Source organism: Intrasporangium calvum, assembly GCF_028446585.1.
Classification (GTDB): domain Bacteria; phylum Actinomycetota; class Actinomycetes; order Actinomycetales; family Dermatophilaceae; genus Intrasporangium; species Intrasporangium calvum_A.
Genome location: NZ_JAPFQL010000034.1, coordinates 1 through 17,476, shown reverse-complemented (window position 1 = coordinate 17,476; position 17,476 = coordinate 1). Strand labels below are relative to the sequence as shown.

Sequence of the window (17,476 nt, the reverse complement as noted above, 5' to 3'; positions counted from 1 at the left end):
CTCGACCATGACGGTACGGCGGATCATGGGCCTCGAGACCGAGTTCGGCATCTCCGTGCCCGGTGACCCCCTGGCCAACCCCATGTTCCTCTCCGGCCAGGTCGTCAGCGTCTACGCCGCGGCGCACGGCATCCGCTCCAACCAGTCGAGCTGGGACTATGCCTTCGAGGACCCTCTCCAGGACGCGCGCGGCTGGCACGTGGACCGAGACACAGCCGACCCGAGCCAGCTGACCGACATCGAGGACCCCACCCTCGCCAACGTGGTGCTGCCCAACGGAGCCCGCTACTACGTCGACCACGCGCACCCCGAGTACAGCTCACCCGAGGTCACCGTGCCCCGCGCCGCCGTGCGCTGGGACCGCGCCGGCGACGCGATCGCCCTCGAGTCGGTGCGCCTGCTGGCGAGCCGCCCCGGGCAGGCCCCGGTCAACCTCTACAAGAACAACGCCGACGGCAAGGGGCAGTCCTACGGCACGCACGAGAACTACCTCATGCCCCGGCGGACGCCCTTCCCCGACATCGTCCGCCACCTCATCCCGTTCTTCGTGACGCGACAGGTCGTCTGCGGCGCCGGTCGGGTCGGGCTCGGGGTCGACTCGCGAGTGCCCGGCTTCCAGGTGTCCCAGCGGGCGGACTTCTTCGAGACCGAGGTGGGGCTCGAGACGACGCTCAAGCGCCCGATCATCAACACCCGCGACGAGCCGCACGCGGTGGCCGACCGCTACCGCCGCCTGCACGTCATCATCGGTGACGCCAACCTGCTCGACGTTGCGACCCTGCTCAAGATGGGCACGACCTCGCTCGTGCTCGGCATGATCGAGGACGGCCACCTGACGTCCGACTGGTCGATCCGTCGGCCGGTGGCGGCGTTGCAGGCGGTCTCGCACGACCCGACCCTGAAGACGACGGTGGAGCTGGTCGACGGCCGTTCGATGACCGCGCTGGACGTCCAGTGGATGTATCTCGAGGCCGCCCGTTCCTGGCTCGACGCGCGAGCGGACGACCCGGTGCCGAGTGCGACCGAGGAGGTCATGCGCTACTGGGAGGACGTGCTGAACCGGCTCGGCGGTGACGTCATGTCGGCCGCGGGCCTGGTCGACTGGGTCACCAAGCTGCAGCTGCTCAACGGCTATCGGCAGCGGGACGGTCTGGAGTGGGACGACCACCGTCTCGCGGCGATCGACATCCAGTGGGCCGACGTCCGCCCGGAGAAGGGCTTGCTGCACCGGCTCCGGGACCGCGGTCGCACCGTCGACCTCGTCACGCCCGCGGAGGTCCGTGCCGCCCAGGCCACCCCGCCAGAGGACACCCGCGCGTGGTTCCGCGGCAACTGCGTGCGTCGCTTCACCCCGCAGGTGTTCTCCGCCAGCTGGGACTCGGTGGTCTTCGACGTGCCCGGGCGCCCCAACCTCCAGCGGGTGCCGATCCTCGAGCCCGAGCGCGGCACCCGGGCTCAGGTCGGCGACCTGCTCGACCAGAGCGATGACGTCGAGTCGCTGCTCCGGGCCCTGGCGACCCCCGAGTGAACCAGGGGCCGCGCCGACGTGGGACGCCGACGCGGACTCTGCCCGAACGGGTTAGGGTCGGGGTATCGGTGAATCGCGCTCTTTGGAGGTAGCCATGCCGGGCCAGGAACACGCCAGACCCCAGCGCCGGGACGAGGAGCCCCCCGAGGCTCCCGAGCCCCCGCCTGCCGCCCCGTCCGGAGCAGCCGTCAAGGAAGGGCTCGAGGACGACATCGACAGCGTCCTGGACGAGATCGACGGCGTTCTCGAGTCGAACGCCGAGGAGTTCGTCCGCGGCTTCGTGCAGAAGGGCGGCCAGTGAGCGGCCGACCCACGTCACGCGCACCTCGGCTCGACGACGCGTTCCTCGCGAGCGGGTCGTCCTCCTTCACCGACTTCGTGGCGGGCTACCGGCCGGAGCTGCTTCCGTCGGGCCGGCCGTTGCCCGTCGGAGCGAGCATCGAGGCGCCTCACGGCACGACGATCGTCTCCCTCCTGCATGAAGGAGGCGTCGTCATGGCGGGCGACCGCCGCGCGACGATGGGCAACATCATCGCCAACCGCGACATGGAGAAGGTCTTCATCGCCGACGAGTACAGCGTGGTCGGTATCGCCGGCACCGCGGGCATCGCCGTCGAGCTGATCCGGCTCTACCAGGTCGAGCTCGAGCACTACGAGAAGATCGAGGGCGCCATCATGTCGCTCGAGGGCAAGGCCAACCGCCTCGCCTCGATGATTCGGGGCAACCTGGCCCTCGCGATGCAGGGCCTCACCGTCGTCCCGACCTATGCCGGCTTCGACCTCGACGATGGCGTCGGTCGGATCTACTCCTACGACGTCACGGGCGGCTGCTACCTCGAGGGCGGGCACCACTCGAGCGGCTCCGGCTCCTTGTTTGCGCGCGGCGCCCTGAAGAAGCTGTGGCGGCCCGGCCTCAGCGAGGAGGCGGCCGTCCGCGTCGCTGTCGAGGCCCTCTACGACGCGGCCGATGACGACTCCGCCACCGGCGGCCCCGACCTCGGCCGCCAGATCTGGCCGACCGTGACGGTGGTGGACCACACGGGCGCGCGCTTCGTCCCCGAGGACGTCCTCGCGGACCACGTCGCGGCGATCGTCGAGTCCCGCCGCGGCAACCCCGGAGGTGCCCGATGACGATGCCCTTCTACGTCCCGCCCGAGCAGGTCATGAAGGACCGGGCCGACTTCGCCCGCAAGGGAATCGCCCGCGGACGGTCGGTCGTGGTGCTCGCCTACGACAAGGGCATCGCCTTCGTCGCCGAGAACCCCTCTCGAGCCCTGCACAAGGTCTCCGAGATCTACGACCGGATCGCCTTCGCCGCCGTCGGGCGCTACAACGAGTTCGAGTCGCTGCGGGTCGCCGGCATCCGTTACGCCGACCTGCGCGGCTACTCCTACGACCGCACCGACGTGACCGCGCGGGCCCTGGCCAACACCTACGCGCAGACCCTCGGCGCCGTCTTCACCCAGGAGTCGAAGCCCTTCGAGATCGAGATCGTCGTGGCCGAGGTGGGTGCGCGGGTCGAGGACGACCAGATCTTCCGGCTCACCTACGACGGTTCGGTCGCCGACGAGCGTGGCTTCGTCGTCATGGGCGGTGCGAGCGATCAGGCAGAGGCCGGGCTGGCCGAGCGGTGGCGCCCGGGCCTCAGCCTCGGCGAGGCGCTGCGCCTTGCCGTCGACGTGCTCGCCGTCTCGCCCGAGGGCGCCGAGCCCCGGGAGCTGGGCGCCGACCTGCTGGAGGTCGCGGTGCTCGACCGGGATCGCCCACGGCGGACCTTCCGCCGAGTCGTCGGGCCGCTCCTGGAGCGGCTGCTGAGTCGGGACAACCCCATGTCCGACGCCCCGGGTGACGAGGTGCATCCCGGGCACCCGCAGGTGTTGAGCGGCGAGACGGAAGAGGCCTCACCGAGCGCTCCCGTCGGCCACGACAACGCCGGGCCCTCGGACGAGGGGCAGGGCAAGGACGACGGACCGACGCAGCCGAGCTGACGTCACGGCCGCGCCAGCCACCGGCTCTCGCGCTGGTCTGACTGACGAAGAAGCCGTCCGGTCCTGACGGACCGGACGGCTTCTTTCGTGTGCGCCTGGCGGAGCGGATGCCCCGGCGGGCTCAGTTGCTGCGCGCCGGCTCTCGCTGGTCGGCGTTGTCGCCGCGGTGCTCGCCGTTGGCGGGCTTGGAGTCGTTGTCCTGGGACGGGATCGCCTGCATGACGATCGTCGTGTCCGCTGCGGCCGGCTCGGGGACGGCCTGCGGGGCAGCCTGCTGGCCCTCGGGCTGCTGGGCCGGCGCCGGCTGAGGTGCCGCCGGCTGCGCCGCTGGCGCCGGGAGCGCATCGGCAATGGCGCCGCCGCCCAGGGTGGCCAGCATCTGCCGGACGTTGGACAGCTGCGCGGTGATGGCGTCCCGCTGCGCGGTGGACGCGGCCAGCTCGCGCTCCGACTCCTCGCGCAGCCGAGCCGCGTGGTCGCGGGCTTCGGAGACGATGAGGTCGGCCTGGGACTGGGCCCCGTTGAGGATCGCCTGCGCGCGGCCGCGCAGCTCGGCGGCCTCGTGCTCGGAGCGCTCTCGCAGCTGCTTGGCCTGGCGCTCTGCCTCGAGCAGGGTGGCCTCGAGAGCCTGGCGACGCGTCTCGAACTCCTTGTCGGCCTGCTCCCGCCGGTGGGCCAGTGTGGTCTCGAGCTCGGCGGTGGCGGCGGCAGCCTTGGCGCGGTGCGACTCGTACTCGGCGGCCGCTTCCTGGCGCTGGGCGGACGCCACGCTCTGGGCCTCGGCGATGATGGCCTGGGCCTCGCGGTTGGCCTGGGCGACGACCCGCTGGGCCTCCTCGTCGGCGCGGCCCTTGGCCTGCTCGGCGTAGGCGCTGGTCGTGGCCTTGAGCTCGGCGGCAGCGTTGTTGGCGCGCTCCCGGATCTGGTCGGCCTCCATGGACGCGCGGTTGCGCATCTCGGCGGCTTCGGCATCGGCGAGGGTGAGGATCTGGCCGACTCGTTCACCGAGCTCGGTGTAGGTCTGGGCCTGCGAGGGGGCCGCCTTCTTCAGGTCGGCCATGGCGCGGGACTGCTGGGCCAGCTGCCCGCGCAGGTCGGCGAGCTGGGCGTTGAGCTTCGTGAGCTCGACGCTGCGCTCGGAGGCGTCCTTCTTTGCGGCCTGCAGAGTGCGGTTCTGCGTCTCGAGGAACGCGTCGACCTCCTCCGGCTCGTAGCCGCGACGGGAGAACTTGAAGTTGGGTCTGTCGATCATGGCCATCCAAGAGAGAGTGTGGAGGAGTGCGTCGGAAGGGGGGCGTTGGCCATTCTTACAGGCCCCGGCAAATCGAGACAGGGGTGGTCCGACCTCATCCGCCGTGGACGGCACTGCTGCCGGAGAGCGACCGGATGACAGCGAGCTCCTCGGCCCGGGCCAGCCCCGCCCTTGCCCTCGGGCGGCTCGTCCCGAGCTCGGTCTCCCAGGCGAGAGCCGCTGCCATGGTCTCCTCCAACGAGCGGGTCTCGAGCCCGGCGCGGGCCGCCGCAGCGCCACTGCGGTCCATGAAGGACTGCCAGGCGGGGTCGGCCAGCCACAGGGGGAGCGACCGGGGTCCCATGAAGTCCCGGACGTCCTGCTGCGCGAGCGCGGTGGAGCCGGCGCGGACCACCTCACCGTCGAAGCCAGCCACCTGCGCTGCTGTGTCCAGGACCTCCGTCAGGGACAGCGCCGCGCCCACGGCGTTGTACCGCCCCGTCGTCCCGCGGAGCCCGGCTTGGATCAGCCATGCCGTCAGGTCCCGGACGTCGACCCACTGGACGGGCTGCGCAGGGTGGTCGGGCACGAGAACCGGTCCGCCGTCCCTCGCCGCCTGGGAGAAGCGGCCCGGCCAGTAGCCGGACCGTTCGCTCGGGTCACCATGGCCGACGATGAGGCCGCTGCGCGCGACGAGGGCGTCACCGCCGCGACCCTCGGCGACGGCCTGCTCGCAGGCGACCTTGCCTTCGCCGTACTGCTCCGGGGTCGCCGTGTCCGACTCCAGGGCGGGCAGGAGCTCGGCCGACTCGTCGGCCCCGGGTTCGTCGTGCCGGGCGTAGACGGAGCAGGAGCTGACGAAGGCCCAGGAGGTCGTCCGGTCGGCCAAGGCCCGCACGGCCCCGCGCACGTGGCCCGGCTGCCGGGCGACATCGACGACGAGGTCCCACCGGATGTCGCGGGGCAACGCCTCGTAGGCCGCCGGGTCGCTCCGGTCGGCCCGCACCCAGGTGGTGCCCTCGGGGGCCCGGCCCGACTCGCCGCGCGCGAGGCAGGTGACCTCGTGCCCGAGGGAGAGTGCGTGGGCTGCCACAGCCCCGCCGACCCAGCTGGTGCCACCAAGGACGAGGACGGAAGCCATGCTCGGAGCACATCACGGGCACCGCGCCGCCGTCCACGACCTTCGCGCCGAGCAGAGGAGCGGTGCTTAGAGTTGGTCCATGGAGCGGCGCATCTTCGGGATCGAGAACGAGTACGGCGTCACCTGCACGACGCAGGGGCAGCGCAGACTCACGCCCGACGAGGTCGCGCGCTACCTCTTCCGCAGGGTCGTGGCATGGGGTCGCTCGAGCAACGTGTTCCTGGGCAACGGGGCCCGGCTCTACCTCGACGTGGGCTCCCATCCGGAGTACGCGACGGCCGAGTGTGACTCCGTCCGCGAGCTCGTCGTCCAGGACAAGGCGGGGGAGCGGATCCTCGAGGGCCTCGTGGAGGACGCACAGGCCCGACTGCACGACGACGGCGTCGAGGGCGAGATCTTCGTCTTCAAGAACAACACCGACTCGGCAGGCAACTCCTACGGATGTCACGAGAACTACCTCTTCGGGCGCACCGGCGACTTCCAGCGCGTGTCCGACATGTTCATCCCCTTCCTCATCAGCCGCCAGATCACGAGCGGCGCCGGCAAGGTGGTCGCCACGGCCCACGGCGCCAGCTTCGCCGTCAGCCAGCGGGCCGACCACATCTGGGAGGGCGTCTCCTCAGCGACGACTCGCTCGCGCCCGATCATCAACACCCGGGACGAGCCGCACGCCGACGCGGAGCGCTACCGCCGGCTGCACGTCATCGTCGGCGACTCCAACATGTCCGAGACGACGAGCCTGCTCAAGGTCGGCTCGGCGGATCTCGTCCTGCGTCTCATCGAGCACGGCGTGGTCATGCGGGACCTGACGCTCGAGAACCCGATCAGGGCGATCCGCACGATGAGCCACGACCCGACGGGCCGCGCCACGGTGCGCCTGGCCAACGGCCGTGAGCTGTCCGCCCTCGACATGCAGCGGGAGTACTTCGAGAAGGCATCCTCGTTCGTCGACCGGGAGGGGATGGAGTCCCCGGACACCAAGCAGGTCCTCGACCTCTGGGGTCGCACGCTCGAGGCCATCGGCACGGGTGACCTCGACTCCATCGCCACTGAGATCGACTGGGTGATCAAGCTGCGCCTCATCGAGCGCTACCGCGCCCGGCATGGGCTCGGCCTGTCCGATCCTCGCATCCTCCAGCTGGACCTCGCCTACCACGACATCAACCGCGCCCGGGGGCTGTTCTACCTCCTGCAGAAGCGTGGCCAGGCGGCTCGAGTGGCCTCCGACGTCGAGGTGTTCGAGGCCAAGGTCCGGCCGCCGCAGACGACGAGGGCCAAGCTGCGCGGCGACTTCATCCGGGCCGCGCAGGCGCACGGCCGCGACTTCACCGTGGACTGGGTGCACCTCAAGCTCAACGACCAGGCGCAGCGCACCGTCCTGTGCAAGGACCCGTTCCGCGCCGTCGACGAGCGGGTCGAGCGGCTGATGGAGACGATCGCCCGCTCACCGGCCGTCCCGCGGACGCTCTGACCGGAGCCCGCACGACCGCTGCGCGCAACGGCCACAAGGACGGGGGTTACAGTGACCGAGGCCCGCCCCCGGGTGGGCTGATCGACGCCATCCCACGACCCGAAAGCGTTCCTGTGCGAATTCGAACCGCCGCGACGGCTGCCGTCGCCGTCCTCGGCCTGTCCGTCCTGTCCGCCTGCGGCCAGCCCGACCAGGCGACGCCTCAGGCCACCGGGACCGCCGCCGGCACCGCGTCGGCCGCGCCCGCCCCCGTCGACACGCCGGACGCGCTCGCGAAGGTCACGGCCACCGGCCCGGTCGACTTCAAGACCGCGCCGAAGATCGACCTCGGCACCACGCCCATCTCGACGACCACCGTCCAGCGCCGGGTGCTCACCCCGGGCACCGGCTCGGCGGCGACGAAGGAGGACACGGTGCGCATTCGCGCCCAGATCTTCAACGGCACGTCGGGCAAGCTCCTCGACGACGGTTACGGCAAGGGCCGCCGGGACGAGGGCTACCGGCTCGGGCGCACCGACCTGCTGGCGGGCTTCACGGAGGGCCTCGTGGGTGCGCAGCAGGGCTCCCGGATCGCGTTCACCATCCCGCCGGCCAAGGGCTTCGGCGACAGCGGCAACGCCCAGCTCGGCGTCGAGCCCGGCGACACCATCGTCGTCGTCGCGGACGTCTCCGACGTGCACCGTGGGCTGAAGCAGCTGGAGGGTGAGGGCAAGGCGAGCCCGGACGGCTTCCCCGGCGTGGAGTTCGCGGACGGCAACGCCAAGGCGCCCACGGTGACGATCCCCAAGGCCGACCCGCCGAAGGAGACGCGCGAGGCGACCCTCATCGAAGGTGACGGCCCGGTCGTCAAGGAGGGCCAGTTCATTGCCGCGCACTACCACGGCGTGCTCTGGAAGGACGGTTCCGTCTTCGACTCCTCGTGGGAGCGTGGCGCGGCGGCAGACTTCCCGATCGGCGTGGGCGCCGTCATCCCGGGCTGGGACAACACGCTCGTCGGCAAGAAGGTCGGCAGCCGCGTGCTCCTCGTCATCCCGTCGAAGGACGGCTACGGCGAGCAGGGCAACCCCAACGGCGGGATCAGTGGCACCGACACGCTCGTCTTCGTCGTCGACATCCTCGACGCCTACTGACCCGTCCGCGACCAGCCGCTGACAGACTGGGGCGTGCAGTCACGCTCCGACGAAGGGATTCCCATGCCACTCGACCCAGACCGCACCAAGCCCGAGATCGACTTCCCGGAGGGCGAGCCGCCCGCGGACCTCGTCATCGAGGACGTCATCGAGGGTGACGGTCGTGAGGCCAAGGCGGGCGACACGGTGAGCGCGCACTACGTCGGTGTCGCGCACTCGACCGGCGAGGAGTTCGACTCCTCCTGGAACCGCGGCGCGCCGCTCGACTTCCGGCTCGGGGTGGGCATGGTCATCCCCGGCTGGGACAAGGGCATCGAGGGGATGAAGGTCGGCGGTCGGCGCAAGCTGACCATCCCCGCTCATCTCGCCTACGGCGACCGTGGGGCGGGTGCCGCCATCGCGCCGGGGGAGACGCTGATCTTCGTCGTCGACCTCGACGACGTGCGCTGACCTTCGGACCCCACCGACGAGACCGTATGCCGCTGGGCTGGCTCCCAGCGCAGCGTGCCCCATCGCCCCACCCTCGGTCTCAACCCGCAACACACCCGCTTTCCGTCTGCTCCGGCCTGCTGCATCCGGTCTGGGCCGACGGCAAGCGGGTGTGTTGCGTTGGACGTCGTGGGGGAGGGGTCAGCGGGAGGTGAGGAGGGACGCGGCGTGACGGCCACCCACCGCGGCCGCGATGAACGACAGGCGATCGTCATCGAGGCTCCGGCCCATCGTCGACAGCGGCACCGGCGCGGCCCGGAGGGCATCGTCGAGCCCCGCGCAGTCCACGTCGACGAGCCGGAGCCGGCCGCCGGTGGAGTCGCACAGCGCCCGGGCCTGACTCCGGACGTAGAGGGCGAGGTCCTCGGTGAGCTGCGGGACCGGCAGGTCGGCGGGGACCAGCGCCACCCGGCCGTACGCTGTCGCGCTGTGGTGCGACAGGCCACGGTGCCGCGGGCGCTGGTCGGCCTCGGACACGCGCAGTGAGGCGATCGGGCGGCCGCCCAGCACCCCGGCCGCGTTGACCGCCTCCCCGGCCGACGTGCCGGAGAACCCCCAGCGCGTGCCGGTCCCGAGGTTGCCGGGCCCTTGCGCCACCACGGCCACGTCCGCTCCGACGACGAGGTGGGCGGCGAGCAGCCCGGTGTGCACGTTCACCGCCTCCAGGTCGCCTCCGTAGGCCTGGCCGACAGTGATGCAGGCCGCGAGCCACTCGGCGTCGCGCAGCCCCGCAACCGTGCGCGAGAAGTCGGCCGGCAGGGCGCCGCCGTCCGTCATGACGTAGGCGACGGTGGCCTCGGGCAGGGAGGCGCGGATCCCCGCGATGACGGCCGGCAGCGCCGAGTGCAGGTCGGCGACGACGACGGGCATGCCCGCCACGTCGTCCGCGTCGCGCAGCAGCTCGTGCTGTGGGCTCTGCTGCTCGTCGACGCCGAGCACCATGGTCTGCACCGGCGTGTAACGCGCCTTGACGAGATGTCCCGCGACCTCGGCGACGTCGACGGGAGCAGGCACGTGGTCCGGGGCGGCGACGATGATCGCGAACCCCCCGGTGCCCAGGCCACGCTCCAACGCCGTGGTGTTGAGCAGCACGCGCGCCCCGACCGGCAGGTCACCGACGTTCTCGACGTAGCCGAGCGCGCGGACGGTGTCCCCGGAAGCCAGCTGAGCGGCATACGTCACCGCTCCCGCCCAGCGCGACTCCACCTCGGTGATCACTGCCTGACGCCACTGGATCATGAGCCGGACCCTACCGACGACGCGTGCCTCTCGCTCCCCGGAGAGTCAGGTAGCGTCGGTCTGGCCCCGTGGGGGCGACCCTGGAACGGAGGAAGGTGCCCATGAGCGCAACGTCCGCCTCGGCGGAGAAGACCGAGCGGCTGCTCAACCTCATCCTTGCGCTCAAGTCCGCCCGGCGACCGATCCCCAAGGAGAAGTTGCGCGCCGCCCTCCCGGCCTACGCCGAGGCGCCGTCGGACGAGGCCTTCGACCGGATGTTCGAGCGCGACAAGGACGAGCTGCGCGAGATGGGCATCCCGATCACGACGACCGTGGTCGACGTCCTCTTCGACGACGAGGTCGGCTACCGGATCGACTCGAGCGAGACCTCCCTGCCGGAGATCAGCTTCGAGCCCGACGAGGTCGCGGCGCTGGCCCTCGCCGCTCGCGCGTGGTCGACCGCCAGCATCTCGGGCGCCGCGACGGCCGGCCTCCGCAAGCTGCGGCTCGCCGGCGTGGAGATCGACGAGTCGCTGGCCGCGGGCGTCGAGCCTCGCATCCGCACCGCCGACCCGGCCTTCGAACCCGTCCGCGCGGCCCTCTCGGCCCGCCAGCCGATCACCTTCGAGTACCGCAAGAACGACGGGTCGGTGGGCCTGCGCCACGTCCGCCCGTGGGCCCTGAAGCACTGGCACGGGCGCTGGTACCTCACCGGCTTCGACGTCGACCGTGCGGCCGAGCGCGCCTTCCGGCTGAGCAGGGTCGTCGGCCCGGTCCGCAAGAAGGGGCGGGCCGGCTCCTACGCCGTGCCGGCGGACCACGTCCCGGAGGTCTCGCTCGCGGCCCAGGCCGCCGAGCCGGAGGGCACGGCGACGATCCGGCTGCGACACGGACGCGGCCATCTGCTGCGGCAGGCAGCACTGCGCACCCGGGACCTCGACCACCGGTGGAGCGAGGTCGAGGTCCCCTACGAGCGCGGACGGACCGAGCGTGACGTCGCGGCGCTGGGCAGCCACGCGGTGGCGACGGCACCGGCCGAGCTGGTGGACGGGGTGCGCGAGGCGTTGCGGCGCGTCCTCGAGTCGCACTCATCGAGGTCGAGGGAGCAGTCCGAATGAGCGACAAGCGAGTGGGCGACCGACGGAGCTCGGCGCCACGCACCACGCGCAGCACGGCCGAGACCGCCACCCAGCGCCTGAGCCGACTGCTCGACCTCGTTCCCTGGCTGCTCCGGCACGAGGGCGTCGGCGTCGAGGAGACGGCGCGCGAGTTCGGCATCAGCCCGGCGCAGGTCGAGTCCGACCTCGAGCTGCTCTTCCTCTGCGGGACACCGGGCTACACGCACGCCGAGCTGATCGACGCCCAGTGGGAAGACGGCCACATCTACCTCGCCAACGCCGACGACATCGCCGCACCGATGCGCCTGACCCGCGACGAGGCGGTCACGTTGACCGCGGGCCTGCAGGCGCTCAGCTCCATCCTCGTCAACTCCGAGGTCGCCGAGCGCACCCTGGCCAAACTGCGAGCCGCCACGACCGCGGGCGATCCCGGGGGAGGGCGCATCGCCCTCGACCTCGACGACGGCAGCCAGCATGCCGTCATGTCGGAGCTCAAGCGGGCCCTCGCCGACCACAAGCGGGTCCACCTGACCTACTACGTCGCCACCCGCGACGAGACGACCGAGCGCGACGTCGACCCCATGCGCATCGTCAACCTCGACGGGCAGTGGTACGTCGAGGGCTGGTGCCACCGGGCGAACGCCGTCCGCTTCTTCCGCGTCGACCGGATCGAGGCCGCCACGGTGCTCGACGCTGACGGCACCCCGCCGCCGGAGGCCACGCCTCGTGAGCTCGACGACGAGGTGTTCGTCCCGAGCGACAGCGACCTGACCGTCGTCATCGAAGCGGCCCGGGATGCGGCGTGGATCGCGGACTACTACCCGAATGAGGGCGTGGTGCGAAACACCGACGGCTCCATCCGGGTCACCCTCAAGGTGGCTGACCCGGCACTGGTCCGGCGCCTCATCCTCCGCCTCGGGGGCGACGCCAGGGTGGTCGCCCCACCCCAGCTCGCGGACGCCGTCGCCGATGAGGCGCGCAGCGCATTGGCTGCGTATGCGGCAATCGGATAACGAGTCGAATTCCAGACGTATGATGTCTGGACTGTTCACGCGCCGCACGTATGCTGGTCACCTGCAGCGCCCATGCTGCAGCGAACGGCCCCATGCAAGCGGGTCCTGACGTCCGAGGAGACGACACATGCCCAACCTGGGTGCCCCCGAGCTCATCGTCATCGCCGTGATCATCATCGCCCTCTTCGGCTGGAAGCGGCTGCCCGACATGGCACGCAGCCTCGGCCGGTCCGCCCGGGTCTTCAAGTCCGAGGTCGACGAGATGAAGAAGGACGGCAAGACCCCGTCCGACGCGGCCCAGAGCACGGTCAAGGGCGACGTCGTCGACGACGAGGCCGGCCGCCGCGTGGCAGAGGCAGAGGCGGAGGCCAAGGCTGCGGAGGCCCGGGCCCGCGAGGCAGAGGCGCGCGCCGCCCAGGCCCGCGCCGACGCCGACCGCGACCGCTTCCGGAGCGACCCCTCGCTCTGACCCCGAGCCGAGGATCCTGAGACCGCGTCCAGACCGAACGAACCCCGAAGCCGCTGATGCCATCGCTGTTGCGCAAACGCAATCCCGAGGGCCGGATGTCCCTCGCCGACCACCTCCGCGAGCTGCGCAACCGCGTCATGGCCGCCGGTGCGGCCATCCTCGCCGGCGCCGTCATCGGGTGGATCTACTACGACCGGATCATGAACTCCCTGATCCAGCCGCTCAAGGACGTCGCGGCCGAGCGGGGCGACGCGGGTCTGGTCAACATCAACTTCGGCACGATGACCGACGCGTTTGCGATCAAGCTGACGGTCTCGCTCTTCGTGGGGCTGATCCTCGCCTCGCCCGTGTGGCTGATGCAGATCTGGGGCTTCGTCGTGCCAGGCCTGACGAAGAAGGAGAAGCGGGTCACCCGTCTCTTCGTCGTCGCCGCGGTGCCCCTCTTCGTCGCCGGTTGCGCCGTCGCGTTCCTCATGGTGCCGAAGGCCGTCGCGGTCCTGCTCGACTTCACGCCGGTCGGCGCCTTCAACATCCAGGACGCGTCGCTCTACCTGTCCTTCGTCCTCAAGTTCATCATCGCCTTCGGGTGCGCCTTCCTGCTGCCGGTCTTCCTGATCTGCTTCAACATCATCGGGCTGCTCTCGGGCCGGGCCATGCTCAAGGCCTGGCGGCCGGCGATCATGGTGATCTTCGTCTTCGCGGCCGTCATGACCCCGACCCCGGACGCGTTCACCATGCTCTTCATGGCCTCTCCGATGATCCTGCTCTACTTCGGCTCCGTCGGCGTCGCCTTCCTCCTTGACCGGAGGAAGAAGGAGAACCTGCCGGACTGGCTGGACGTCCCCGACGACCAAGCATCCGCGCTGTAGCGTTCGGCTGTGCCTCAACGCGTCGCCCTGATCGTCAACCCCACAGCCGGCAAGGGCGCCGGTCAGGCCCTGGGCGACGAGACGCGAGGGCGTCTTCGCGCCGCCGGTGTCGACGTGGTCGAGGCGTCCGGCCGGTCGTGGACGGAGTCGCGCGAGCGCGCCGAGGCAGCTCTCCAGGCCGGCGTCGACGCGCTGGTCGTGGTCGGCGGTGACGGCCTCGTCCATCTGGGGGTCAACCTCGTCGCCGGCTCCACGACCCCCATCGGAGTGGTCGCGGCCGGCACCGGCAACGACTTCGCTCGCAACCTCGGACTCCCGGTCCGGGACGCCGCCGGGGCCGTCGACGTCGTCACCGGTGGAGCGGTGCGGACGATCGACGCTGGTCGCGCCACCGGGCCCAACGGCGATACGAAGTGGTTCGCCGGAGTGCTGGGGGCCGGTTTCGACGCGGTGGTCACCGCCCGCGCCGCCCGCATGCGGTGGCCGCGCGGCCAGATGCGCTACAACCTGGCGGTGCTCCGCGAGCTGCCGTTCTTCAAGCCGATTCCCTATGTGGTCGAGCTCGACGGGCGGCGGATCGACACCAGGGCCATGCTGGTCGCCGTCGCCAACACGCCCTCGTTCGGCGGAGGGATGCTCGTCTGCCCGGAGGCCGACCCGACCGACGGCCTCCTGGACGTGCTGATCGTCCGGGCGATCTCGGTCCCCGCGTTCCTGCGGGTGTTTCCCTCGGTCTACCGGGGGGCACATGTCTCCCACGAGGCAGTGGAGATCCATCGGGCGGCCCGGGTCCGCCTCACCGCAGACTCGATCCGTTCCCAGGCCGACGGCGAGCCGTTCACGGAGCTGCCGCTCGAGATCGAGGTCGTCCCACGGGCCCTGGGCGTGCTGACTCGAGCCACTGCAGGGAGGATGGACAGCGATGAGTTCCACACAGGCCTCCAGTGAGGCGCCGGGTCGGAGTGGTCCGGCCCTGCGCGAGTTCACCGCCGAGCTCGACTTCCCCCTGGACGACTTCCAGGTGGAGGCGTGTCGCGCCGTTGAAGATGGTCGGGGAGTTCTCGTCGCTGCGCCGACGGGTGCCGGCAAGACGGTGGTCGGGGAGTTCGCGGTCCACCTCGCCCTCCGCACGGGCCGCAAGGCGTTCTACACCACGCCCATCAAGGCCCTCTCCAACCAGAAGTACGCCGACCTCGTCCGCCGACACGGCGTCGAGAAGGTCGGGCTCCTCACCGGCGACGCCTCGATCAACGGCGAGGCCCCGGTCGTCGTCATGACGACCGAGGTGCTGCGCAACATGATGTATGCAGGGTCGAGCACCCTGGAGGGTCTCGGCTGGGTGGTCATGGACGAGGTCCACTACCTCGCCGACCGGTTCCGCGGCGCGGTGTGGGAGGAGGTCATCATCCACCTGCCGCCCGATGTCAGCGTGGTCTCGCTCTCCGCGACGGTGTCCAACGCCGAGGAGTTCGGCGCCTGGCTCGACGAGGTGCGTGGAGACACCGCGGTGATCGTCTCGGAGCACCGGCCGGTCCCGCTCTGGCAGCACATGATGGTCGGCCAGTCGCTCTTCGACCTCTTCGTCGAGGAGACGGTGGGGCGGCGAGAGCGGCCGGGGCGACCGGACCAGCCGGCCCGCACCGAGGTCAGCGTGAACCCCGACCTCGTCCACGCGATCCGTGGCACGGATGGTCGGGGGGCCTGGGACAGCCACTGGTCGGGCAACGGCCGCGGCCGGTCCCGCGCCGGCCGCAACGGCCGTGGCGGGGGCCGGGACGACTGGGGCGGGCGCGGTCGCCGCGGCAGCGACCCACGCGGGCCGGGCACTGCCGACCCGAGCCGTGGGTTCTCCAGGGGCGGGCGACCCGGGGGAGGGGCCACGCGGGCCGAGGTGATCGAGCGCCTCGACCGTGAGGGCCTCCTGCCCGCGATCACCTTCATCTTCAGCCGGGCCGGCTGCGAGGCTGCCGTCGGGCAGCTCCTCGCGAGCGGGATGCGGCTCGTCACCGACGCCGAGGGCGCGGCCAACCGCCGCCTCGTCGAGGAGCGGGTCCAGGGCATCGCCGAGGAGGACCTCGCGGTGCTCGGCTACTGGGACTTCGTCGACGGGATCACGAGAGGCTTCGCCGCCCACCACGCCGGGATGCTGCCGACGTTCCGCGAGATCGTCGAGGAGCTGTTCACCCAGGGCCGGGTCCGGGCCGTCTTCGCAACGGAGACGCTGGCCCTCGGCATCAACATGCCGGCCCGCACCGTGGTGCTGGAGAAGCTCGTCAAGTTCAACGGCGAGAGCCACGTCGACATCACCCCGGCCGAGTACACCCAGCTCACCGGCCGCGCCGGCCGCCGGGGGATCGACGTCGAGGGCCACGCCGTCGTCCTGTGGAACCGCGGCCTCGACCCCGATAGCGTTGCCGGCCTCGCGTCGACGCGGACCTACCCGTTGCGATCGAGCTTCCGGCCGACCTACAACATGGCGGTCAACCTGGTCCGGCAGTTCGGCCGGGACAGCGCTCGCGAGATCCTCGAGACGTCCTTTGCGCAGTTCCAGGCCGACCGTGCCGTCGTCGGCTTCGTCCGGACGGTCCGCCGCAACGAGGAAGCCCTCGCCGGCTACGCCGAGTCGATGACGTGCCACCTCGGCGACTTCTCCGAGTATGCCGCGATGCGCAACGAGATCCGGACCATCGAGAAGGAGGGTGCCAAGGCCCGGTCCGCGTCACAGCGCGCCGCGGCGGCCGTCTCGCTCGAGAACCTGAAGATCGGCGACATCATCCGGATCCCGACGGGGCGTCACAGCGGTCTGGCCGTCGTCGTCCTGCCCAACCGTGGGGGTGGCCGGGGCGACGCGCCGTCACCCGCGGTCGTCACCGAGGACCACCACCTGCGCCGGCTCACGCTGCACGACGTGCCTGCTCCGGTGGAGCCGCTCGGCACCATGCGGGTGCCGAAGCACTTCAACGCCAAGAGCCCGAAGGCCCGCCGCGACCTCGCAGCCACGCTGCGTGCGACGATGCCGCACGACCCGCCTCGGCGGCGTGCCGTCGTGGCGGAGGATGCCGGGGACGCGCGGATCGACGAGCTGCGCCGCCGGCTGCGGAAGCATCCCTGCCACCAGTGCTCGGAGCGCGAGGACCATGCGCGCTGGGCCGAACGCTGGTGGCGGCTGCGCCGCGAGACCGATGGCCTGCAGCACAAGATCGAGGGCCGCACCAACTCCGTCGCCAAGACCTTCGACCGGATCTGCGAGCTGCTCGTCGCGATGGGCTACCTGGCCGAGGGCGGCGAGCGGGTCACCGAGCACGGGGAGCGGTTGCGCCAGCTCTACACCGAGAAGGACCTCCTCGCTGCCGAGTGCCTGCGCGAGGGAATCTGGCGCCAGCTGGACCCGCCGTCCCTCGCGGCTGTGGTGTCGATGCTGATCCACGAGCCGAGGCGCGAGGATGCCGGCCTCGCACCACGCTGGCCGACCGAGGACGTCCGCGAGGCACACGACCGGATGCTCACCATCTGGTCCGACCTCGAGGACGCCGAGGGCGCGCTCACCCTGCCGACGACGGGGGCACCCGACCCGGGAATCGCCTGGGCCGTGCACCGCTGGGCGAGTGGCCGCCCGCTCGAGGAGGTCCTGCGCGGCACCGAGCTGGCGGCCGGCGACTTCGTGCGCCGGTGCAAGCAGGTCATCGATCTGCTCGGTCAGCTCACCGACGCGGGCGACCGCGACCTGCAGCGCGTGGCGCGCAAGGCGAGCGACGCCGTCCTGCGGGGCGTCGTCGCGGCCGACCGGCTGGACTGAGCCCCACCAGAAGGT

At 71.3% G+C, this 17,476-nt stretch carries 16 protein-coding genes; 13 read left to right on the top strand and 3 right to left on the bottom strand.

From position 1 onward, the window contains the following. Positions 1-7: 7 nt before the first annotated feature. The 4 genes from dop (at position 8) to prcA (ending at position 3,516) form a co-directional block, all read left to right on the top strand. A complete protein-coding gene (gene dop / locus OO014_RS09315) occupies positions 8-1,528 on the top strand; it encodes a depupylase/deamidase Dop (protein WP_272462029.1) in 1,521 nt (506 codons plus the stop codon). A 94-nt stretch (positions 1,529-1,622) separates the two neighbouring features. Then, complete coding sequence (locus OO014_RS09310) at positions 1,623-1,829, top strand: ubiquitin-like protein Pup (RefSeq protein ID WP_272462028.1); 207 nt, start codon at positions 1,623-1,625, stop codon at positions 1,827-1,829. Then, the gene (gene prcB / locus OO014_RS09305) at positions 1,826-2,659 is read left to right on the top strand and encodes a proteasome subunit beta (RefSeq protein ID WP_272462027.1); all 834 of its coding nucleotides are present in this window, start codon (positions 1,826-1,828) and stop codon (positions 2,657-2,659) included. The genes OO014_RS09310 and prcB overlap by 4 nt, the downstream gene beginning before the upstream one ends. Continuing rightward, positions 2,656-3,516: a proteasome subunit alpha gene (gene prcA / locus OO014_RS09300; RefSeq protein ID WP_272462026.1), complete on the top strand. Its 861-nt coding sequence runs from the start codon at positions 2,656-2,658 to the stop codon at positions 3,514-3,516. Before prcB ends, prcA begins: the two co-directional genes overlap by 4 nt. 121 nt (positions 3,517-3,637) lie before the next feature. On the opposite strand, the gene OO014_RS09295 is transcribed toward prcA, so the two are convergent. Then, entirely contained in the window at positions 3,638-4,774 is a 1,137-nt protein-coding gene (locus tag OO014_RS09295) for a hypothetical protein (protein ID WP_272462025.1), read from the bottom strand. Between the two features lie 88 nt (positions 4,775-4,862). Then, entirely contained in the window at positions 4,863-5,888 is a 1,026-nt protein-coding gene (locus OO014_RS09290; protein ID WP_272462024.1) for an NAD-dependent epimerase/dehydratase family protein, read from the bottom strand. Between the two features lie 79 nt (positions 5,889-5,967). Between OO014_RS09290 and pafA the strand changes: the two genes are divergently transcribed. From pafA to OO014_RS09275, 3 genes are all read left to right on the top strand, one after another. Beyond that, on the top strand, positions 5,968-7,359 hold the full coding sequence (gene pafA, locus OO014_RS09285) for a Pup--protein ligase (RefSeq protein WP_272462023.1): 1,392 nt from the start codon (positions 5,968-5,970) through the stop codon (positions 7,357-7,359). 113 nt (positions 7,360-7,472) lie between these two features. After that, entirely contained in the window at positions 7,473-8,489 is a 1,017-nt protein-coding gene (locus tag OO014_RS09280) for an FKBP-type peptidyl-prolyl cis-trans isomerase (protein ID WP_272462022.1), read from the top strand. A gap of 63 nt (positions 8,490-8,552) precedes the next feature. Continuing rightward, positions 8,553-8,939 (top strand): FKBP-type peptidyl-prolyl cis-trans isomerase, encoded by a 387-nt coding sequence (locus OO014_RS09275; RefSeq protein WP_272462021.1) that lies wholly within the window; start codon positions 8,553-8,555, stop codon positions 8,937-8,939. Between the two features lie 180 nt (positions 8,940-9,119). On the opposite strand, the gene OO014_RS09270 is transcribed toward OO014_RS09275, so the two are convergent. Beyond that, entirely contained in the window at positions 9,120-10,217 is a 1,098-nt protein-coding gene (locus OO014_RS09270; protein ID WP_272462020.1) for a DUF3866 family protein, read from the bottom strand. Positions 10,218-10,318: 101 nt separating this feature from the next. Between OO014_RS09270 and OO014_RS09265 the strand changes: the two genes are divergently transcribed. The 6 genes from OO014_RS09265 (at position 10,319) to OO014_RS09240 (ending at position 17,461) form a co-directional block, all read left to right on the top strand. Next, positions 10,319-11,314, top strand: a complete 996-nt coding sequence (locus tag OO014_RS09265) for a helix-turn-helix transcriptional regulator (RefSeq protein ID WP_272462019.1) — start codon at positions 10,319-10,321, stop codon at positions 11,312-11,314. Beyond that, complete coding sequence (locus OO014_RS09260; protein ID WP_272462018.1) at positions 11,311-12,327, top strand: helix-turn-helix transcriptional regulator; 1,017 nt, start codon at positions 11,311-11,313, stop codon at positions 12,325-12,327. Before OO014_RS09265 ends, OO014_RS09260 begins: the two co-directional genes overlap by 4 nt. A gap of 127 nt (positions 12,328-12,454) precedes the next feature. Next, on the top strand, positions 12,455-12,796 hold the full coding sequence (gene tatA, locus OO014_RS09255) for a Sec-independent protein translocase subunit TatA (protein WP_272462017.1): 342 nt from the start codon (positions 12,455-12,457) through the stop codon (positions 12,794-12,796). Positions 12,797-12,852: 56 nt separating this feature from the next. Continuing rightward, entirely contained in the window at positions 12,853-13,665 is an 813-nt protein-coding gene (gene tatC / locus OO014_RS09250) for a twin-arginine translocase subunit TatC (RefSeq protein ID WP_334685038.1), read from the top strand. A gap of 9 nt (positions 13,666-13,674) precedes the next feature. After that, positions 13,675-14,613 (top strand): diacylglycerol kinase, encoded by a 939-nt coding sequence (locus OO014_RS09245; protein WP_272462016.1) that lies wholly within the window; start codon positions 13,675-13,677, stop codon positions 14,611-14,613. Further along, entirely contained in the window at positions 14,588-17,461 is a 2,874-nt protein-coding gene (locus OO014_RS09240; protein ID WP_272462015.1) for a DEAD/DEAH box helicase, read from the top strand. Before OO014_RS09245 ends, OO014_RS09240 begins: the two co-directional genes overlap by 26 nt. Positions 17,462-17,476: the final 15 nt, after the last annotated feature.